The sequence below is a fragment of the Escherichia sp. XD33 genome, assembly GCF_019375075.1.
Lineage (GTDB): Bacteria > Pseudomonadota > Gammaproteobacteria > Enterobacterales > Enterobacteriaceae > Enterobacter > Enterobacter flexneri_A.
The window spans coordinates 1-19,440 of sequence record NZ_JAENDM010000002.1 but is presented as its reverse complement, the minus strand read 5'-3'; the positions used below and the strand labels follow the sequence as shown (position 1 = coordinate 19,440).

Here is a 19,440-nt window from a genome sequence, read left to right as displayed (position 1 = left end):
TTTCTTAAGTAGCGTGCCGTGTTGACGAGATTAACTTTACTGACTTTAGCGTCAATTAATCAGAGCAACGGTAAAACAATGAAAGTGTAAAAAACACTTTTGCGCCAATTATGGAGAAAAAAAGAAAATTTGATGGAGAGTGATGAGAGAATATTACAACACGATGATTTTGCAGAGATTATGAAGAACTATACCGGATGACTGGTGATAAATAAAGCAAATAACCAGGATTAATCTGTATTAATTTATAAGAAAGCAACTTAATACCCGCAGAATGATTTCTGCGGGTAAGTATTAGCTTATTTTTTCGAGCATTAATCCCGCGCGTAATCCCAACGCTACCAACGGATTAGGGAATAACACATACTCTACATCATGGGTTACGGTAAAACGTTCCTCTCCGTCCTGCGCCAGCAATGTTCCTTTCTCAAACGGCATAAAATTCAGCGTGTCACTTGCCATATGCATTTCGAAGGACGGCGAGTGGCGAGTAATTTGCGAAACCACCCGATAACGGAGCGGCGGTGTTCTCACGATACCGACACTCTCACCAGATAGCAGCGCAGCAATTGCGCTGGCAGTTACTGCAAACTGGCGAAGATCGTTTTGCCCAAAGGGCAACGCTTTGCCAAGTTCCAGCGTACAGGCCAGCGCGCCAAAATGTCTGGCGCTGAAATGGGTAAACGTACCACCAGGTTCCTGATGGAACACCAGCGCCTCCAGCCCCGCCGCACCCAGCCACGTCAGAAATTTCTCGTCCCAGGAAATGTCGCGTTGCGGTAATACACCGAACTGCGGATGCAAGGAGCCACGAATTGCGGTATGTAGATCAAGGTGCCAGCGCACAGATTCTTTGCCCTGGTCATAAAAATCTTCCAGGCACTGTTCCAGTTCGCGCGCCCGACAGGTTTCTCCGCTTTCAGCAAATAGCTGCCAACGACCGCCAAACATTCGATTCATATCGCTATGGCAATAACGTTTCCCTTGCTTCAGCGCAGGAGGATTCCCGAGGATCACCAGCAACCGCCAACGTAACGGGATCTCGCCGTGAGATATCGCGCCAAGCAACGCGTCCAGCATCTCCACAGGTGCCGTCTCATTACCGTGTATTCCCGCTGAAATCACCAGTGCGCCTTGCGGTGGCGTTAATGGCGTCAGTTCCAGCACACCATCGCCCAGCCAGCGCCAGCGAACGCCGTTGATTTCTCGCTCGGTGATAACCGGTTTTTTACCCGTTAAGGTCAGAGCAAGAAAATTATCCATTGCCCCCTCCCTCGCGCTGGAACGGATAAACCGAACCGAGATTCAGTAATTGGCTCAATACATCCAGTGCTTCCCGCCCTTCGCGCAGCAATTGCGGGTCGGCCAGATCGGCAGCAGTAAGGCGATCGCGGTAGTAACGATCCACCCAGTCATTGAGCGCATTAAACAGCGTATCGTTCATCATCACCGCCGGATTCACCGCCCGGCGTTCTTCTTCTGTCAATACCACCCGCAACCGCAGGCACGCCGGGCCGCCGCCATTCGCCATGCTTTCACGTAAATCAAAGACTTTTAGTTCGCTAATCGGGTTGTCAGCGGCAAGGAGTTCATTGAGATAACCCCATACTCCGGCGTGTTCCCGACACTCCTGAGGCAGCACCAACATCATGGAACCATCATCGCGGCTCAGCAGTTGGCTGTTAAACAGATAGGTAGACACCGTATCAGACACGGAAACCTGAGTTGCCGGAACTTCTATCGCCATAAAACCATTGACCCGCGCACGCAGGTTTGCCAGTAACTGTGACTGGCGAGCGAACGCCTGTTGGTGGCAAAACAGCACCTGGCGGTTACTCACGGCAATCACGTCATTATGAAAAACGCCCTGGTCGATAACGTCCGGGTTTTGCTGGGCGAAAATCACCTGTTGGGGATTCACCTGATTCAGCCTTGCCACCGCCTCGCTGGCTTCGCGAGTCTGTCGCGCCGGATAACGGGAAGGCCGGGTATCATTGCCTTCTTCTCGCCCGTAGACAAAAAGTTGCATACCCGGTTCACCGTAATGACCGCCGAGACGATTGTGGTTTGCCGCCCCCTCATCACCGAGCAACGCTACCTGTGGCAACGCCGAATGGACGCTAAATTTCTCTTCGTCGTTAAAAATCGCTTTTAACAGCGATTCAGTGACGGGCGCTTCCAGCGAACGGTGAAATTTATTGTTCAGGTTGGCAACGGTGAGATGCACTTTGCCATCCAGCGTATCGGCAGATGGCGCGATCGTTGCCGCATTGGCTACCCACATTGGCGAAGCGGAACTGACGCTGGAAAGCCAGTGCGGTGCCTGGCGTGCAACTTTTTCCAGTACCTGCTCATCGCTACCACTGAATCCCAACTGACGCAGCACCGGAATAAACGGACGCTCGTGCGGCGGGATCACGGCCTGGGGGAATCCCGCATCGGCAAGGGCTTTCATTTTCAGTAAGCCCTGTTTTGCCGCCTGTCGCGGGTTAGACACCTGAAAACGGTGACGGGTAGAGGCTTCATTACCAAACGACAGGCCAGCGTAATGATGCGTCAGCCCTACCAGCCCGTCGAAATTAACTTCCCAGGCGTTCATCGCACCACCTCATCGGAAAAATCCAGCCCGGGGTTAAGCGTTGCGGGCAAAGTTAACGAGTCCGACTCCAGGCTCGCCATAGGCCATGCGCAGTAATCTGCGGCATACCAAGCGCTGGGGCGATGGTTACCGGATGCACCAATGCCGCCGAATGGCGCGGTACTGGCAGCACCAGTAAGCGGTTTGTTCCAGTTAACAATCCCCGCCCGCGCCTCCAGCAACAGTTGATCGAATTTTTCCCGCTCGGGGGAAACCAGACCGCAAGAGAGTCCGAAGCGAGTGTTATTCGCCATTCGAATCGCTTCCTCGAAAGAATCATAACGCCAGACGCGCAAAAGCGGCCCGAACACCTCTTCATCTGGTACGCCAGCAACGCCTGTCATTTCAATGATCCCCGGCGTCAGCAACGATGTCTCTGATTGTAATAAGCGCGGCGCAAGCAGGGTTCGTCCGCCCATCGCTTCCAGTTGCTGCCAGGCAGTAACCACCTGCTGTGCGGCCTGTTCAGAAATCAGCCCGCCAATAAACGGCTGCGGTTCGTCATCCCAGTTGCCCGGCGTTAATCGCTGGCTGACGGCAACCAGACGAGCAAGAAACGCATCGCCCTGCGCTCCGCTTTTGAGCAATAAACGGCGGGCGCAGGTGCAGCGTTGCCCGGCTGTGACAAACGCCGACTGAATGGTCAGATGGACAGCCGCGTCGATATCCGCCACCTCATCGATAATTAGCGGATTATTACCGCCCATCTCAAGGGCGAGAATTTTCTCCGGCTGACCGGAGAGCTGGCGATGCAGCTGGTAGCCGGTATTGGCGCTACCGGTAAACAGCAAACCGTCGAGATCCTCCAGCGCACTCAGCGCCTGACCCGTTTCACGCCCGCCCTGCACCAGGTTCAGTACGCCCGGCGGCAAGCCAGCCTGCTGCCATAAACGCATTACCGCTTCGCCACTCCACGGTGTCAGTTCGCTGGGTTTAAAGATAATGGTGTTACCTGCCAGCAATGCCGGAACGATATGTCCGTTCGGCAAATGACCAGGGAAATTATACGGCCCAAACACCGCCAGCACGCCGTGCGGGCGATGTCGCAGGCTCGCCGCACCGTCCGGCATTTCACTACGCTGCTCGCCGGTACGAACGTGATACGCCTTAATTGATATCGCGATTTTATTGATCATCGCCGTCACTTCGGTTGCCGCTTCCCAGCGCGGCTTACCCGTTTCTCTGGCAATAATCGCGGTTAATTCGGCTTTATTGCTTTCCAGCAATCCGGCAAAGCGTTCGACAACGACCTGACGTTCAGCCAATGAGAGCCGCGCCCAGCGCGGAAACGCCGCACGGGCTGCCCGACAAGCCTGTTCGACCTGAGCGGCACCGGCATCATTGCCTTGCCATAACACCTCGCCCGATACCGGATTACGCTTCACACGCGATGCGCCCTGGCCCGTTATCCAGTCACCGTTAATCCATAAAGTCATGCTGTTTTCTCCTCTGCGCACAGGCGCACCAGACGAACGCGATCCCCTGCGTGGCATTTGAGGGCATCCAGTTGTGCGGCGGTTAAAATCAAACGCTCGGTTGCCGGATCGGTACGCACCAGCACCACGCGGAAATGGTGATAATTTTCATTGGCGACCAGGCAGGCCGGAAAATCGCCCTGCGCAGGCTGCCCTTCTGCCACTTCCACCAGCCGACTTTTACGGATGGCGCGCACGCGGTCGATGTCACACTCAAGCGTTGGCCCGCCGTCGAAGATGTCGATATAGTTGCGGTAACGAAAACCTTCTTTCTCCAGCACCGCGCGGGCAGGCGCGGTTTGCGGATGTACCTGACCGATGACGTCCTGGGCTTCCTGGGATAAAAAGTGGGTATAGATCGGATGTTTCGGCATCAGTTCTGCAATAAATGCCTTTTGCCCGGTGCCGCAGAGAAAATCGGCGCGGCTAAAATCCATCGAAAAGAAGCGTTTACCGAGGCTTTGCCAGAACGGTGAATAGCCGTGTTCGTCAATCACCCCGCGCATTTCAGCAACCACTTTGTCATTAAACTTGTCGCGAAAAGCCGCCATAAACATAAAGCGCGATTTCGACAGCAAATAGCCGTTGCCCTCTTTGCGCCAGTCCGGGTCGAGAAACAGCGTGCACAGCTCGCTGCTGCCGGTGTGATCGTTACTGAGAAACAGCGTCGGCAATGCGTTATAGACATTCAGCTCTTTTGAGGCGTGAACCAACGTGCCGACGCGATAGTTGTACCAGGGATCGTTCAGCCCAACCGCCACCTCAATGGCACAAATCCCCGCCACGGTGCCTGTCTCGCTATCTTCCAGCACGAACACATAGCCCTGCTCACTTTTGGGCAGTTCGCCTTGCCAGGTTTTGATTGCCCTTTCGATACGCGCCGAAAGCGTGGCTTCATTGGCGGGAAGCGACGTCAGGCCGCCGCCCGTTTTGCTGGCAAGCTGCATCAGCGCCGAGACATCTGATCGCTCAACGGGACGGATGACCATCATGATGAACCTCGGCTAACAAAGTGTTCGCAAGCAGCTGCAAAGCGATCCAGTCCGGTCGTCACCTCTTCTTCGCTGACATTGAGCGCAGGCGCAAAACGCACCACGTTGCCACCTGCAATCAGTACCATCACGCCTGCTTTCGCCGCTTCCTGAGAGATCTGTTTCGCTTGCCCGGCGTAATCGGCATTCAGCACACAGCCAATCAACAAACCTAAGCCGCGAATTTCGCTGAACAAACCGTAGCGGTGATTAAGGGTATTAAGACGCTCAACAAACCAGTCGTGACGCTGTTTAACGCCATTAAGCATCTCTGGTGTGTTGATGAGCTCCAGCACTTTGCCTGCCACCGCCGAGGCCAGCGGATTACCGCCATAGGTGGTGCCATGAGTGCCAACGGTCATCACGCGGGCGCACTCTTCGGTTGCCAACAACGCACCGACCGGGAAACCGCCGCCCAGCGCTTTGGCGGTAGTTAACAGATCAGGCGTCACGCCGTAGTGCATATAGGCATACAGTTCCCCGGTGCGCCCGACGCCGGTTTGTACTTCATCAAAAATCAACAGCGCATTGTGGCGGTTACACAATTCACGCAGACCTTGTAAAAACGCGTTGCTGGCTGGCACCACACCGCCTTCCCCCTGGATGGGTTCGACAATCACCGCACAGGTAGAGTCGTCAATCAGCGCGCTGGCAGAGTTAATATCGTTATATGCAGCATGACGAATATCCGCCGGCAGTGGCGCAAAATCCTGTGAATAGGCTGGCTGCCCACCCGCACTGACAGTAAACAGCGTGCGACCATGAAACGCATTTTTGAACGCCACGATGCCGCTCTTATGGCTGCCGTAGCGGTCGTGAGCGAATTTACGCGCCAGTTTTAGCGCCGCTTCGTTGGCTTCCGCACCGGAGTTACAAAAGAAGACGCGATCGGCAAACGTGGCGTCGATCAATTTTTTCGCCAGTCGCAGTACCGGCTCGTTGGTGTAACCGTTGCCGGTATGCCAGAACTTACTCGCCTGTTCGTTCAGCGCTTCACGCAGTTCCGGATGCGCATGGCCCAGCGCGTTCACCGCAATGCCACCCGCGAAGTCGATATACTCTTTCCCCTGCTGATCCCACAAGCGCGAACCTTCGCCACGTACCGGTATAAAGGGTGCCGGAGCGTAAACAGGTATCATCCATTCATCAAAGTTTTCACGCGTAATTGGCTGAGACATAGCGACCTCTACAGTAAATAATTCGTTATTTATATGTTAATAATAAGTAATGTTTGCGCTGTAAATGTAGATTGCAGGGTTCGTGCCAGCCAGTGATAAAAGTGCATAAACGGCGGAGGCTAACTGGAAATCAAGGAGTTATAACCAAACCATATGCATTTAAAGTGCATATAAAGTGAATACGTTTGCGATGTGGGTGAATAAAAAGAATAAAAAACGCAATGTTATGCAGAAGTAAAATATAATTCTGGAATTGTGATCATTGACGAAATTTACTGGAAATTACTGCGCCATTCTGACGCAGCGCGCACCAAAAGCGGGCATTTTTTGCGCCATCGTTGACATCATTAACAACCATCGATCAAATCACTTAACAACAGGCGGTAAGCAACGCGAAATTCTGCTACCATCCACGCACTCTTTATCTGAATAAATGGCAGCGACTATGAAATTTGTCTCTTTTAATATCAACGGCCTGCGCGCCAGACCTCACCAGCTTGAAGCCATCGTCGAAAAGCACCAACCGGATGTGATTGGCCTGCAGGAGACAAAAGTTCATGACGATATGTTTCCGCTCGAAGAGGTGGCGAAGCTCGGCTACAACGTGTTTTATCACGGGCAGAAAGGCCATTATGGCGTGGCGCTGCTGACCAAAGAGACGCCGATTGCCGTGCGTCGCGGCTTTCCCGGTGACGACGAAGAGGCGCAGCGGCGGATTATTATGGCGGAAATCCCCTCACTGCTGGGTAATGTCACCGTGATCAACGGTTACTTCCCGCAGGGTGAAAGCCGCGACCATCCGATAAAATTCCCGGCAAAAGCGCAGTTTTATCAGAATCTGCAAAACTACCTGGAAACCGAACTCAAACGTGATAATCCGGTACTGATTATGGGCGATATGAATATCAGCCCTACAGATCTGGATATCGGCATTGGCGAAGAAAACCGTAAGCGCTGGCTGCGTACCGGTAAATGCTCTTTCCTGCCGGAAGAGCGCGAATGGATGGACAGGCTGATGAGCTGGGGGTTGGTCGATACCTTCCGCCATGCGAATCCGCAAACAGCAGATCGTTTCTCATGGTTTGATTACCGCTCAAAAGGTTTTGACGATAACCGTGGTCTGCGCATCGACCTGCTGCTCGCCAGCCAACCGCTGGCAGAATGTTGCGTAGAAACCGGCATCGACTATGAAATCCGCAGCATGGAAAAACCGTCCGATCACGCCCCCGTCTGGGCGACCTTCCGCCGCTAATTTAGCAGCTCTCCTGGCTCAAACTGGGTCAGGAGAATTAACCTTGAGAAAAATCAACAAACTGTCAGTAATGATTTGTTGCCTGCCGTCCTTTGTTATACCGTCTCTGCGTTTTTAGTTGTCTGACCACTTCTCTATTATCAAGTTTGATATAGGAAACTCCACGATGAACGCTGAGCGTAAATTTCTTTTTGCCTGTCTTATTTTTGCGCTGGTCATTTACGCTATCCACGCTTTCGGTTTATTCGATCTGCTCACCGATTTACCCCACTTACAGACACTCATCCGCCAGAGCGGATTTTTCGGCTATAGCCTCTATATTCTGTTATTCATCATTGCCACCCTCTTGCTGTTACCAGGAAGCATACTGGTGATCGCGGGAGGAATAGTTTTTGGCCCGCTCTTAGGGACACTACTCTCATTAATTGCCGCCACGCTGGCCTCCTCGTGCTCATTCCTGCTGGCGCGCTGGCTGGGACGTGATTTACTGCTGAAATACGTTGGCCATAGCAATACCTTCCAGGCCATTGAAAAAGGCATTGCGCGTAACGGTATTGATTTTCTTATTCTGACCCGCTTAATCCCGTTGTTTCCTTACAATATTCAAAATTACGCTTACGGATTAACCACAATCGCCTTCTGGCCTTATACCCTTATTTCGGCACTCACGACCCTACCCGGTATTGTTATTTATACCGTGATGGCAAGCGATCTCGCCAATGAAGGCATTACGCTGCGCTTTATTTTACAACTCTGTCTGGCGGGCCTGGCGCTGTTTATTCTCGTCCAGCTCGCAAAACTCTACGCCCGACACAAACATGTGGATCTGTCTGCTTCGCGCCGCAGCCCACTTACTCACCCAAAAAATGAAGGATAGAACGATGTTGCAACATTATTCAGTGTCATGGAAAAAAGGACTGGCTGCACTCTGTTTACTGGCTGTTGCTGGGCTTAGCGGCTGCGATCAACAAGAGAATGCGGCGGCAAAAGTGGAATACGACGGACTTTCGAACAGCCAACCGCTGCGTGTCGATGCCAATAACCATACGGTAACCATGCTGGTGCAAATTAATGGTCGTTTCCTCATCGACGACACTCGTCACGGTATTGTGTTTAAAGATGGCTCCAACGGACATAAATCGCTGTTTATGGGTTATGCGACCCCGAAAGCATTTTATGAAGCCCTGAAAGAGGCAGGTGGTACGCCGGGCGAAAACATGACGATGGATAATAAAGAAACGACTCATGTCACAGGCAGCAAACTGGATATTTCGGTCAACTGGCAAGGGGCGGCAAAAGCGTATTCCTTCGATGAAGTGATTGTTGACAGTAATGGCAAGAAACTGGACATGCGCTTTGGCGGTAATTTAACGGCAGCAGAAGAGAAGAAAACGGGTTGCCTGGTGTGTCTGGATAGCTGCCCGGTCGGCATCGTCAGCAATGCAACATACACTTATGGTGCGGTTGAAAAACGTGGTGAAGTTAAATTCAAAGGCAATGCCTCAGTTCTCCCGGCGGATAACACGCTGGCAACGGTTACCTTTAAAATCGCCGAATAAAGCCAGGATAAAGGATGATGATGATGCAATCGCGAAAAATCTGGTACTACCGTATAACCCTCATCATCCTGTTGTTCGCTATGCTGCTGGCATGGGCGCTGCTTCCCGGCGTCCATGAGTTTATCAATCGCAGCGTTGCGGCGTTTGCCGCCGTGGACCAACAGGGTATAGAACGCTTTATTCAGTCTTACGGCGCACTGGCGGCAGTTGTCTCGTTCTTGTTGATGATTTTGCAGGCCATTGCTGCACCGCTACCTGCGTTTTTGATCACCTTTGCCAATGCGTCGCTGTTTGGCGCGTTCTGGGGCGGCTTGCTGTCGTGGACCAGTTCGATGGCCGGCGCGGCGCTGTGCTTTTTTATCGCCAGAGTGATGGGCCGCGAAGTGGTGGAAAAATTAACCGGCAAAACCGTGCTTGACAGTATGGACGGCTTTTTCACTCGCTACGGCAAACACACCATTCTGGTCTGTCGGTTATTGCCTTTTGTCCCTTTCGATCCAATCAGCTATGCTGCCGGTTTGACTTCAATACGTTTTCGCTCGTTTTTTATCGCCACCGGGCTTGGTCAGTTACCGGCAACTATTGTTTATTCCTGGGCGGGCAGCATGTTAACAGGCGGTACTTTCTGGTTTGTCACCGGACTGTTTATTCTGTTTGCCCTGACCGTGGTGATTTTTATGGCGAAGAAAATATGGCTTGAACGCCAGAAGAGGAATGCCTGATGGGTTTACCGCCGCTTAGCAAAATTCCTTTAATTTTACGTCCACAGGCGTGGCTGCATCGTCGCCATTACGGCGAGGTGCTAAGCCCCATTCGCTGGTGGGGGCGGATCCCGTTTATCTTTTATCTGGTGTCGATGTTTGTTGGCTGGCTGGAGCGCAAACGCTCACCGCTCGATCCGGTAGTACGATCGCTTGTCAGCGCGCGCATTGCGCAAATGTGCCTGTGTGAGTTTTGTGTGGATATCACCAGTATGAAAGTCGCCGAGCGCACCGGCAGCAGCGATAAACTGCTGGCAGTGGCTGACTGGCGGCAAAGCCCGCTCTTTAGCGATGAAGAACGGCTGGCGCTGGAGTACGCCGAAGCCGCAAGCGTAACGCCGCCAACGGTCGATGATGCCCTGCGTACCCGACTGGCTGCGCATTTTGACGCTCAGGCGCTCACCGAACTGACGGCATTGATCGGCCTGCAAAATCTGTCAGCCCGTTTTAATTCTGCCATGGACATTCCCGCTCAGGGGCTGTGCCGTATTCCTGAAAAACGTTCTTAAGGAGAGATGATGCGCCATTGTGGGTGGTTGCTGGGATTGTTATCGCTGTTTTCTCTGGCAACACATGCCAGTGACTGGCAAGAAATTAAAAATGAGGCCAAAGGGCAAACCGTCTGGTTTAACGCCTGGGGCGGCGATACCGCAATTAACCGCTATCTCGACTGGGTGAGCGGCGAGATGAAAACCCATTACGCTATAAACCTGAAGATTGTCCGTCTGGCGGATGCCGCAGACGCGGTGAAGCGCATTCAGACCGAAGCCGCAGCCGGACGTAAAACGGGCGGCTCGGTGGATCTGCTCTGGGTGAACGGCGAAAACTTCCGCACCTTAAAAGAGGCCAATTTATTACAAACGGGCTGGGCGGAGACTCTGCCCAACTGGCGCTATGTCGACACACAGCTGCCGGTGCGGGAAGATTTTTCTGTGCCGACACAAGGTGCGGAATCGCCCTGGGGCGGCGCACAACTGACGTTTATCGCCCGCCGCGATGTTACGCCACAGCCACCACAAACGCCGCAAGCCTTACTGGAGTTTGCTAAAGCCAATCCCGGCACGGTTACCTATCCGCGCCCACCGGACTTTACCGGCACGGCGTTTCTTGAACAGTTGCTGATTATGCTGACGCCCGATCCCGCCGCATTAAAAGAAGCGCCGGACGATGCGACTTTCGCCCGTGTCACTGCTCCCTTGTGGCAATATCTTGATGTGCTGCATCCGTATTTGTGGCGCGAAGGAAAGGATTTCCCGCCTTCACCCGCGCGGATGGATGCTCTGCTGAAAGCCGGCACATTGCGCCTGTCGCTGACCTTTAACCCCGCGCATGCGCAGCAAAAAATCGCCAGCGGCGATTTGCCTGCAAGCAGTTACAGTTTTGGCTTTCGCGAGGGGATGATTGGCAACGTGCATTTCGTCACCATTCCTGCCAACGCGAATGCCAGTGCTGCGGCGAAGGTAGTTGCCAATTTCCTGCTCTCACCCGATGCGCAACTGCGTAAAGCAGATCCCGCTGTCTGGGGCGATCCTTCTGTTCTCGATCCGCAAAAACTGCCTGACGGGCAGCGCGAATCATTGCAATCAAGAATGCCGCAGGATCTGCCGCCGGTACTGGCTGAACCGCACGCAGGTTGGGTAAATGCGCTGGAACAAGAATGGCTACACCGTTACGGTACGCATTAATCTTTTTGCTGTGGGCGATGGTGGCGGTGATTTATGCACCGCTGATCCCGGCAGCTCTCACGCTGATATCGCCTGCTTTGTCGTTGACACACTGGCAGGCGTTATTTGCCGATCCACAGTTACCGCAGGCATTACTGGCAACGCTGGTGTCGACAACCATCGCGGCGGTCGGGGCATTGTTGATTGCCCTGCTGGTGATTGTGGCGCTGTGGCCTGGGCCGAAATGGCAGCGTATGTGCGCCCGTCTGCCGTGGCTGCTCGCCATTCCCCATGTGGCTTTTGCCACCAGCGCCCTTCTGCTCTTTGCTGACGGAGGGCTGCTTTATGACTATTTCCCGTATTTCACTCCGCCAATGGACCGATTTGGCATCGGTCTGGGCCTCACCCTTGCAGTGAAAGAAAGCGCATTTCTGCTGTGGATCTTAGCAGCAGTATTGAGCGAAAAATGGCTGTTGCAGCAGGTCATTGTGCTGGATTCGCTGGGCTACAGCCGCTGGCAATGCCTGAACTGGCTGCTGTTGCCCTCCGTCGCGCCTGCGCTGGCAATGGCGATGCTGGCGATTGTTGCCTGGTCGCTGTCGGTCGTGGATGTGGCAATTATTCTCGGGCCAGGTAATCCCCCGACGCTGGCGGTAATTAGCTGGCAGTGGTTAACCCAGGGCGACATTGACCAACAAACAAAAGGCGCGCTTGCCAGCCTGCTGTTGATGCTGTTACTCGCCGCCTACGTTTTGCTGAGCTATCTGCTATGGCGCAGCTGGCGGCGCACTATTCCCCGCGTAGATGGCGTTCGCAAGCCTGCCACGCCTTTATTGCCGGGCAATACGCTGGCGATTTTTTTACCCTTAACCGGTGTGCTGTGTGTGGTTCTGCTGGCGATCCTCGCGGATCAGTCGACGATCAATAGTGAAGCGCTCATCAACAGCCTGACAATGGGGCTGGTGGCGACATTCATCGCTTTGCTCCTGTTACTGCTGTGGCTGGAATGGGGGCCACAGCGTCGCCAGTTGTGGCTATGGTTGCCCATTTTATTACCTGCTCTGCCACTGGTGGCGGGCCAGTACACGCTGGCGCTATGGCTGAAACTGGATGGAAGCTGGACGGCGGTGGTCTGGGGGCATCTGCTGTGGGTGATGCCGTGGATGCTGTTTATCCTGCAACCCGCCTGGCAGCGCATTGATTCACGGTTAATTTTGATTGCGCAAACACTGGGCTGGTCGCGGGCCAAAATCTTCTTTTACGTGAAATGCCCACTCATGTTGCGCCCTGTGCTGATTGCCTTCGCGGTGGGATTTGCAGTCGGTATTGCGCAGTATATGCCAACGCTGTGGCTGGGCGCGGGGCGTTTTCCGACGCTCACCACTGAGGCGGTGGCATTAAGCAGCGGCGGCAGCAACGGTATTCTCGCCGCCCAGGCTTTATGGCAACTGCTATTACCGCTTATTATTTTTGCCCTGACCGCGTTAGTCGCAAAATGGGTAGGTTATGTCAGACAAGGACTCCGCTAATGCTCTGCGTGAAAAATGTTTCGCTACGTTTACCAGAAAGCCGCTTGCTGACAAACGTTAACTTTACGGTGGATAAAGGTGACATTGTCACGTTAATGGGGCCGTCTGGCTGTGGAAAATCCACTCTGTTTTCATGGATGATTGGTGCACTGGCCGAACAGTTTTCTTGTACAGGTGAGCTATGGCTCAATGAGCAACGGATTGACATCCTACCCACCGCACAGCGTCAGATTGGCATTCTTTTTCAGGATGCACTGTTATTTGACCAGTTCAGTGTCGGGCAAAATTTACTGCTGGCGCTACCGGCGACACTTAAAGGGAATGCCCGACGTAATGCCGTGAATGATGCACTTGAGCGTTCAGGCCTTGAGGGAGCTTTCCATCAGGATCCTGCCACTTTGTCTGGCGGTCAGCGAGCGCGCGTTGCTCTACTACGCGCCCTTCTCGCCCAACCAAAAGCGTTACTCCTGGATGAGCCATTCAGCCGTCTTGATGTGGCTCTGCGCGATAATTTTCGCCAGTGGGTGTTCAGCGAAGTTCGCGCCCTGGCGATCCCCGTCGTTCAGGTAACGCACGATCTCCAGGATGTTCCTGCTGATAGTTCTGTTCTGGATATGGCGCAGTGGTCAGAAAATTACAACAAACTGCGATAACGCCAAGTTTTTCTCAATGCGTCAGTTCAGAATGGCGCACTCAAAACTACAATGTCGGGATTTTCGATGAAACGTGTTTCTCAAATGACCGCGCTGGCAATGGCTTTAGGGCTGGCTTGCGCTTCTTCGTGGGCCGCTGAACTGGCGAAGCCTCTTACACTTGACCAGCTTCAACAACAAAATGGCAAAGCGATAGATACTCGCCCCAGCGCGTTTTATAACGGCTGGCCACAAACCTTAAATGGCCCTTCTGGTCATGAACCTGCCGCCTTAAACCTCTCTGCCAGCTGGCTTGACAAAATGAGCACCGAACAGCTCAACGCGTGGATCAAGCAACATAACCTGAAAACCGATGCTCCGGTGGCGCTGTACGGTAATGACAAAGATGTCGACGCCGTCAAAACGCGACTGCAAAAAGCAGGTTTAACGCATATCTCCATCCTGAGTGACGCGCTAAGCGAACCTTCCCGTCTGCAAAAACTGCCGCATTTTGAGCAGCTGGTTTATCCGCAATGGCTGCACGACCTGCAACAAGGTAAAGAGGTTACGGCGAAACCTGCCGGTGACTGGAAAGTCATTGAAGCGGCCTGGGGCGCTCCTAAGCTTTACCTTATCAGCCATATTCCCGGCGCTGACTACATCGATACCAACGAAGTGGAAAGTGAACCGCTGTGGAACAAAGTTTCTGATGAACAACTAAAAGCGATGCTGGCAAAACACGGCATTCGCCATGACACCACGGTCATTCTGTATGGGCGTGACGTATACGCTGCAGCGCGTGTGGCGCAGATTATGCTTTATGCTGGCGTGAAAGATGTGCGCCTGCTGGATGGCGGCTGGCAAACCTGGTCCGACGCGGGACTGCCTGTTGAGCGCGGAACGCCACCGAAAGTGAAAGCGGAACCGGATTTCGGCGTGAAGATCCCGGCACAACCGCAGTTGATGCTCGATATGGAACAGGCCCGTGGACTGCTGCATCGCCAGGATGCATCGCTGGTGAGCATTCGTTCGTGGCCAGAATTTATCGGTACGACCAGCGGTTACAGCTATATTAAACCAAAAGGTGAAATAGCCGGCGCACGTTGGGGACACGCTGGTAGCGACTCGACGCATATGGAAGATTTTCATAACCCGGATGGCACCATGCGCAGCGCCGATGATATTACCGCTATGTGGAAAGCGTGGAATATCAAACCAGAGCAGCAAGTTTCATTCTACTGCGGCACCGGCTGGCGCGCGTCCGAAACCTTTATGTACGCACGCGCCATGGGTTGGAAGAATGTTTCCGTGTATGACGGCGGCTGGTACGAATGGAGCAGCGATCCAAAAAATCCGGTAGCAACCGGTGAACGCGGCCCGGACAGTAGCAAATAACATTGCAATTACTGACGCTGGAGCGACTTCAGCGTCAGATACCCACTCCACACCCGCGTAAAGGTCGTCATCCAGCACAACGCACCGAAGATCCACGCAAACCACGCAAACCATGCAGGGAATAAACATCCCAGCACAAACAGTAAGATCGTTTCTGTGCCTTCGGTTAATCCCCCCAGATAGTAAAACGACTTATGTGCATAACCGGGGTTATCAATCTGATGTTTTGCTGCCAGTGCAGCAAAGGCGAGAAAACTGCTGCCCGTGCCGATAAACGCAAACAACAACCAGCCGCCTGCCAGCGCATTTTGCTCCGGTGCAGCAAGAATAAAGCCAAACGGCACCAGCGCGTAAAAGAGAAAATCGAGAGAAATATCAAGAAAGCCGCCCGCGTCGGTAAGCTCTCTGCGCCGCGCCAGCGCACCGTCCAGACCATCAAGCAGCCTGTTCAACAAAATGACGACTAGCGCCGCCAGATACCAGCCCAGCGCCAGAAACGGCAGAGCCAGCACGCCGATGGCAAATCCCACTAATGTTAAACCATCTGGCGTAATGCCCGGTTTATCAAGAACCCGCACGCACTGATGCAACAACGGTTTAATCCGGGGATGAAGATGGCGGTCTAGCACAGGCACTCCTTAAATATAAAGCCTTTCTGATTGAGCAACAGTGCGGATATTATGGCATTTTTCGCTTATCTGCCCGTGTGTAATTTATGAAAATGATTGAAGTTGTTGCCGCCATCATTGAACGTGATGGCAAAATTTTACTCGCGCAACGCCCCGCCCAGAGCGATCAGGCGGGATTATGGGAGTTTGCCGGTGGTAAAGTCGAGCCGGATGAAAGTCAGCGGCAGGCGCTGGTGCGTGAGTTACGCGAAGAACTGGGCATCGAAGCAACTGTGGGTGAATATGTTGCCAGCCATCAGCGAGAAGTTTCGGGGCGGATTATCCATCTTCATGCCTGGCACGTACCCGACTTCCACGGGACGTTACAGGCACATGAACATCAGGCGCTGGTCTGGTGCTCACCTGAAGAGGCGCTGCAATATCCGCTGGCCCCTGCTGACATTCCATTATTAGAGGCGTTTATGGCTTTACGCGCCGCCAGACCAGCGGATTAGTGCTAAGGGTTTTGTCATCACGCTGGCATTGCAGCAGTATTCCTTCGGCTTTAATTACCGCCCCTTCAGAATAATTTTGATCCTGATAAACGCAGCACTGAGTACAGGGCTGCGCTGACTGCCCGCCTGAACTGAACACTTCTGGCGGTACGTTTACCTCCACGTCCGGACGATAATGCGGGTTAGCCAGTGCAATTAATGGAAATGCTAATACTACGGCGAACAATGCTCGACTCACAGGGAACTCCTTAACGTTATTGTCTCTGCTACTGATAACGGTAGCCGGGTGGCAAAACTTTAGCGTCTGAGTTATCGCATTTGGTTATGAGATTACTCTCGTTATTAATTTGCTTTCCTGGGTCATTTTTTTCTTGCTTACCGTCACATTCTTGATGGTATAGTCGAAAACTGCAAAAGCACATGACATAAACAACATAAGCACAATCGTATTAATATATAAGGGTTTTATATCTATGGATCAGACATATTCTCTGGAGTCATTCCTCAACCATGTCCAAAAGCGCGACCCGAATCAAACCGAGTTCGCGCAAGCCGTTCGTGAAGTAATGACCACACTCTGGCCTTTTCTTGAACAAAATCCAAAATATCGCCAGATGTCATTACTGGAGCGTCTGGTTGAACCGGAGCGCGTGATCCAGTTTCGCGTGGTATGGGTTGATGATCGCAACCAGATACAAGTCAACCGTGCATGGCGTGTGCAGTTCAGCTCTGCCATCGGCCCGTACAAAGGCGGTATGCGCTTCCATCCGTCAGTTAACCTTTCCATTCTCAAATTCCTCGGCTTTGAACAAACCTTCAAAAATGCCCTGACTACTCTGCCGATGGGCGGTGGTAAAGGCGGCAGCGATTTCGATCCGAAAGGAAAAAGCGAAGGTGAAGTGATGCGTTTTTGCCAGGCGCTGATGACTGAACTGTATCGCCACCTGGGCGCGGATACCGACGTTCCGGCAGGTGATATCGGGGTTGGTGGTCGTGAAGTCGGCTTTATGGCGGGGATGATGAAAAAGCTCTCCAACAATACCGCCTGCGTCTTCACCGGTAAGGGCCTTTCATTTGGCGGCAGTCTTATTCGCCCGGAAGCTACCGGCTACGGTCTGGTTTATTTCACAGAAGCAATGCTAAAACGCCACGGTATGGGTTTTGAAGGGATGCGCGTTTCCGTTTCTGGCTCCGGCAACGTCGCCCAGTACGCTATCGAAAAAGCGATGGAATTTGGTGCTCGTGTGATCACTGCGTCAGACTCCAGCGGCACTGTAGTTGATGAAAGCGGATTCACGAAAGAGAAACTGGCACGTCTTATCGAAATCAAAGCCAGCCGCGATGGTCGAGTGGCAGATTACGCCAAAGAATTTGGTCTGGTCTATCTCGAAGGCCAACAGCCGTGGTCTCTACCGGTTGATATCGCCCTGCCTTGCGCCACCCAGAATGAACTGGATGTTGACGCCGCGCATCAGCTTATCGCTAATGGCGTTAAAGCCGTCGCCGAAGGGGCAAATATGCCGACCACCATCGAAGCGACTGAACTGTTCCAGCAGGCAGGCGTACTATTTGCACCGGGTAAAGCGGCTAATGCTGGTGGCGTCGCTACATCGGGCCTGGAAATGGCACAAAACGCTGCGCGCCTGGGCTGGAAAGCCGAGAAAGTTGACGCACGTTTGCATCACATCATGCTGGATATCCACCATGCCTGTGTTGAGCATGGTGGTGAAGGTGAGCAAACCAACTACGTGCAGGGCGCGAACATTGCCGGTTTTGTGAAGGTTGCCGATGCGATGCTGGCGCAGGGTGTGATTTAAGTTGTAAATGCCTGATGGCGCTACGCTTATCAGGCCTACAAATGGGCACAATTCATTGCAGTTACGCTCTAATGTAGGCCGGGCAAGCGCAGCGCCCCCGGCAAAATTTCAGGCGTTTATGAGTATTTAACGGATGATGCTCCCCACGGAACATTTCTTATGGGCCAACGGCATTTCTTACTGTAGTGCTCCCAAAACTGCTTGTCGTAACGATAACACGCTTCAAGTTCAGCATCCGTTAACTTTCTGCGATAGCAGCAGATATGCCAGTAAAGAAATCCCATTTGACTATTTTTTTGATAATCTTCTTCGCTTTCGAACAACTCGTGCGCCTTTCGAGAAGCAAGCATTATATAATGCCAGGCCAGTTCTTCTTCAATTGTCCCGTTTTGAAAAGCTGTGCTTGATATCGAGATCATCCATGATAATTCCGCCGCCCATATTAGCTTCGCCGAGGATTTACCGGAGCTATGATTAGCGCAATCAGAGATATAGTCTGAGGGAAAAACAGCAAATTTATTCAACAAGGCGATAACCTGCTCTGGGGCTTCCTCCATGTTTGCTTTAAAGGTATTGGCTCCATGGTCGCCAGAAAGAAAATGCTCCATTAAGGCACAATAACTTTCGCTATCTTCGATACCCCATTGATCCTCTAAAGACTCGCGTCTTTTACTTATGATATCGATCGAGTCAAAAGGAAGCACATGATATTGGAAGGTATCTTTGCCAGGTTCAGGCTTTCGCGGCCAGAACTCCAGCGTTTCAGACCATTGCTTATGATAGAATCGATAAGGTGCGATCAATTGTAGCGCCTGTAACTTCTCGATACTGAGCGGCTCAATACCTTTAGCCTGATAATAATGCAGTTGTTCTTTTTTTGCTTTAAAACCGGCCCGAACAATAAGCCCCATCATAATTAATAGATAAAGAAAAGAGCATCCCGCGGTAATCAGGCCTCTTTCATTCAAACCGTTGGATGTTATCGCTGCGAACACAAACATTACAGCGACAACACATGTTAAATAAAACCCCCACTTACAAAGCAGCATGGCCTTATTTTCTTTAATCATCCGTTCAAAATTACTATTAAATATTTCCCAGCCATTAAAAGAATACTTCTCGCTCCCAGGATGGTTTTGTAATAAAACTTTTTTCATCACATTCCCTGTTATTACATACTTTAGAGGCGATAATTTTATCCATGCAAAAAAAATATCCAACGAATTTTCTTGATCCGCTGGATATTTCAGAATATGACTCGGGTAATGACTCCAACTTATTGATAGTGTTTTATGTTCAGATAATGCCCGATGACTTTGTCATGCAGCTCCACCGATTTTGAGAACGACAGCGACTTCCGTCCCAGCCGTGCCAGGTGCTGCCTCA

Annotated in this window: 20 protein-coding genes; 11 read left to right on the top strand and 9 right to left on the bottom strand. The window is 52.4% G+C overall.

What is annotated here, in order from left to right; all coding sequences use genetic code 11:
* Window positions 1–294: 294 nt before the first annotated feature.
* Genes astE through astC form a run of 5 tightly spaced genes read right to left on the bottom strand, consistent with a single transcriptional unit; the run spans window position 295 to window position 6,322 of the window.
* Complete coding sequence (astE, locus tag K0778_RS01595) at window positions 295–1,263, bottom strand: succinylglutamate desuccinylase (protein ID WP_063084518.1); 969 nt, start codon at window positions 1,261–1,263, stop codon at window positions 295–297.
* Window positions 1,256–2,599 carry an N-succinylarginine dihydrolase gene (astB, locus tag K0778_RS01590; protein ID WP_000995016.1) on the bottom strand — a complete coding sequence of 448 codons (1,344 nt, stop codon included), beginning with the start codon at window positions 2,597–2,599 and terminating at the stop codon, window positions 1,256–1,258. Before astB ends, astE begins: the two co-directional genes overlap by 8 nt.
* The gene (gene astD, locus K0778_RS01585) at window positions 2,596–4,074 is read right to left on the bottom strand and encodes a succinylglutamate-semialdehyde dehydrogenase (protein WP_000177254.1); all 1,479 of its coding nucleotides are present in this window, start codon (window positions 4,072–4,074) and stop codon (window positions 2,596–2,598) included. The genes astB and astD overlap by 4 nt, the downstream gene beginning before the upstream one ends.
* The gene (astA, locus tag K0778_RS01580) at window positions 4,071–5,105 is read right to left on the bottom strand and encodes an arginine N-succinyltransferase (protein WP_000989419.1); all 1,035 of its coding nucleotides are present in this window, start codon (window positions 5,103–5,105) and stop codon (window positions 4,071–4,073) included. The genes astD and astA overlap by 4 nt, the downstream gene beginning before the upstream one ends.
* Entirely contained in the window at window positions 5,102–6,322 is a 1,221-nt protein-coding gene (gene astC, locus K0778_RS01575; RefSeq protein WP_000081986.1) for a succinylornithine/acetylornithine transaminase, read from the bottom strand. Before astC ends, astA begins: the two co-directional genes overlap by 4 nt.
* Before the next feature lie 445 nt (window positions 6,323–6,767).
* Between astC and xthA the strand changes: the two genes are divergently transcribed.
* From xthA to ynjE, 9 genes are all read left to right on the top strand, one after another.
* The gene (gene xthA / locus K0778_RS01570; RefSeq protein ID WP_000673918.1) at window positions 6,768–7,574 is read left to right on the top strand and encodes an exodeoxyribonuclease III; all 807 of its coding nucleotides are present in this window, start codon (window positions 6,768–6,770) and stop codon (window positions 7,572–7,574) included.
* Between the two features lie 166 nt (window positions 7,575–7,740).
* Window positions 7,741–8,451, top strand: coding sequence for a TVP38/TMEM64 family protein (locus K0778_RS01565; RefSeq protein ID WP_001300395.1), 711 nt, complete (start codon window positions 7,741–7,743; stop codon window positions 8,449–8,451).
* Window positions 8,452–8,455: 4 nt separating this feature from the next.
* Window positions 8,456–9,133 (top strand): lipoprotein YdjY, encoded by a 678-nt coding sequence (ydjY, locus tag K0778_RS01560; RefSeq protein WP_063084517.1) that lies wholly within the window; start codon window positions 8,456–8,458, stop codon window positions 9,131–9,133.
* 14 nt (window positions 9,134–9,147) lie between these two features.
* The gene (locus K0778_RS01555) at window positions 9,148–9,855 is read left to right on the top strand and encodes a TVP38/TMEM64 family protein (protein WP_000980098.1); all 708 of its coding nucleotides are present in this window, start codon (window positions 9,148–9,150) and stop codon (window positions 9,853–9,855) included.
* Window positions 9,855–10,403, top strand: coding sequence for a carboxymuconolactone decarboxylase family protein (locus K0778_RS01550; protein ID WP_000524097.1), 549 nt, complete (start codon window positions 9,855–9,857; stop codon window positions 10,401–10,403). Before K0778_RS01555 ends, K0778_RS01550 begins: the two co-directional genes overlap by 1 nt.
* A 9-nt stretch (window positions 10,404–10,412) precedes the next feature.
* Entirely contained in the window at window positions 10,413–11,579 is a 1,167-nt protein-coding gene (locus K0778_RS01545) for an ABC transporter substrate-binding protein (protein WP_001215339.1), read from the top strand.
* Complete coding sequence (locus K0778_RS01540; RefSeq protein ID WP_000224958.1) at window positions 11,552–13,087, top strand: ABC transporter permease subunit; 1,536 nt, start codon at window positions 11,552–11,554, stop codon at window positions 13,085–13,087. Before K0778_RS01545 ends, K0778_RS01540 begins: the two co-directional genes overlap by 28 nt.
* Window positions 13,087–13,740: an ATP-binding cassette domain-containing protein gene (locus K0778_RS01535; RefSeq protein WP_001300558.1), complete on the top strand. Its 654-nt coding sequence runs from the start codon at window positions 13,087–13,089 to the stop codon at window positions 13,738–13,740. Before K0778_RS01540 ends, K0778_RS01535 begins: the two co-directional genes overlap by 1 nt.
* A gap of 66 nt (window positions 13,741–13,806) precedes the next feature.
* Complete coding sequence (ynjE, locus tag K0778_RS01530; RefSeq protein WP_001301291.1) at window positions 13,807–15,114, top strand: thiosulfate sulfurtransferase YnjE; 1,308 nt, start codon at window positions 13,807–13,809, stop codon at window positions 15,112–15,114.
* 8 nt (window positions 15,115–15,122) lie between these two features.
* Here ynjE and K0778_RS01525 read toward each other — a convergent pair whose 3' ends face one another.
* Complete coding sequence (locus K0778_RS01525; RefSeq protein WP_001295484.1) at window positions 15,123–15,743, bottom strand: CDP-alcohol phosphatidyltransferase family protein; 621 nt, start codon at window positions 15,741–15,743, stop codon at window positions 15,123–15,125.
* 86 nt (window positions 15,744–15,829) lie between these two features.
* Here K0778_RS01525 and nudG point away from each other — a divergent pair, with 86 nt between their 5' ends.
* The gene (nudG, locus tag K0778_RS01520; RefSeq protein WP_000781888.1) at window positions 15,830–16,237 is read left to right on the top strand and encodes a CTP pyrophosphohydrolase; all 408 of its coding nucleotides are present in this window, start codon (window positions 15,830–15,832) and stop codon (window positions 16,235–16,237) included.
* On the opposite strand, the gene K0778_RS01515 is transcribed toward nudG, so the two are convergent.
* Window positions 16,203–16,475 carry a YnjH family protein gene (locus tag K0778_RS01515; protein WP_000085240.1) on the bottom strand — a complete coding sequence of 91 codons (273 nt, stop codon included), beginning with the start codon at window positions 16,473–16,475 and terminating at the stop codon, window positions 16,203–16,205. The genes nudG and K0778_RS01515 overlap by 35 nt on opposite strands.
* Window positions 16,476–16,710: 235 nt before the next feature.
* Between K0778_RS01515 and gdhA the strand changes: the two genes are divergently transcribed.
* Window positions 16,711–18,054, top strand: a complete 1,344-nt coding sequence (gene gdhA, locus K0778_RS01510; RefSeq protein WP_000373021.1) for an NADP-specific glutamate dehydrogenase — start codon at window positions 16,711–16,713, stop codon at window positions 18,052–18,054.
* A gap of 116 nt (window positions 18,055–18,170) precedes the next feature.
* Here the strand turns inward: gdhA and K0778_RS01505 are convergent, their stop codons facing one another.
* The gene (locus tag K0778_RS01505) at window positions 18,171–19,211 is read right to left on the bottom strand and encodes a DUF1266 domain-containing protein (RefSeq protein ID WP_000756910.1); all 1,041 of its coding nucleotides are present in this window, start codon (window positions 19,209–19,211) and stop codon (window positions 18,171–18,173) included.
* Between the two features lie 119 nt (window positions 19,212–19,330).
* Window positions 19,331–19,440 (bottom strand): IS1 family transposase (locus K0778_RS01500; protein ID WP_019725171.1); only part of this gene is annotated, 110 nt, incomplete at its 5' end.

Coding starts and splice junctions, on each gene's coding strand:
- astE (WP_063084518.1), bottom strand. CDS start 1,263: ATGGATAATTTTCTTGCTCTGACCTTAACGGGTAAAAAACCGGTTATC.
- astB (WP_000995016.1), bottom strand. CDS start 2,599: ATGAACGCCTGGGAAGTTAATTTCGACGGGCTGGTAGGGCTGACGCAT.
- astD (WP_000177254.1), bottom strand. CDS start 4,074: ATGACTTTATGGATTAACGGTGACTGGATAACGGGCCAGGGCGCATCG.
- astA (WP_000989419.1), bottom strand. CDS start 5,105: ATGATGGTCATCCGTCCCGTTGAGCGATCAGATGTCTCGGCGCTGATG.
- astC (WP_000081986.1), bottom strand. CDS start 6,322: ATGTCTCAGCCAATTACGCGTGAAAACTTTGATGAATGGATGATACCT.
- xthA (WP_000673918.1), top strand. CDS start 6,768: ATGAAATTTGTCTCTTTTAATATCAACGGCCTGCGCGCCAGACCTCAC.
- K0778_RS01565 (WP_001300395.1), top strand. CDS start 7,741: ATGAACGCTGAGCGTAAATTTCTTTTTGCCTGTCTTATTTTTGCGCTG.
- ydjY (WP_063084517.1), top strand. CDS start 8,456: ATGTTGCAACATTATTCAGTGTCATGGAAAAAAGGACTGGCTGCACTC.
- K0778_RS01555 (WP_000980098.1), top strand. CDS start 9,148: ATGATGATGATGCAATCGCGAAAAATCTGGTACTACCGTATAACCCTC.
- K0778_RS01550 (WP_000524097.1), top strand. CDS start 9,855: ATGGGTTTACCGCCGCTTAGCAAAATTCCTTTAATTTTACGTCCACAG.
- K0778_RS01545 (WP_001215339.1), top strand. CDS start 10,413: ATGCGCCATTGTGGGTGGTTGCTGGGATTGTTATCGCTGTTTTCTCTG.
- K0778_RS01540 (WP_000224958.1), top strand. CDS start 11,552: ATGGCTACACCGTTACGGTACGCATTAATCTTTTTGCTGTGGGCGATG.
- K0778_RS01535 (WP_001300558.1), top strand. CDS start 13,087: ATGCTCTGCGTGAAAAATGTTTCGCTACGTTTACCAGAAAGCCGCTTG.
- ynjE (WP_001301291.1), top strand. CDS start 13,807: ATGAAACGTGTTTCTCAAATGACCGCGCTGGCAATGGCTTTAGGGCTG.
- nudG (WP_000781888.1), top strand. CDS start 15,830: ATGAAAATGATTGAAGTTGTTGCCGCCATCATTGAACGTGATGGCAAA.
- gdhA (WP_000373021.1), top strand. CDS start 16,711: ATGGATCAGACATATTCTCTGGAGTCATTCCTCAACCATGTCCAAAAG.
- K0778_RS01505 (WP_000756910.1), bottom strand. CDS start 19,211: ATGAAAAAAGTTTTATTACAAAACCATCCTGGGAGCGAGAAGTATTCT.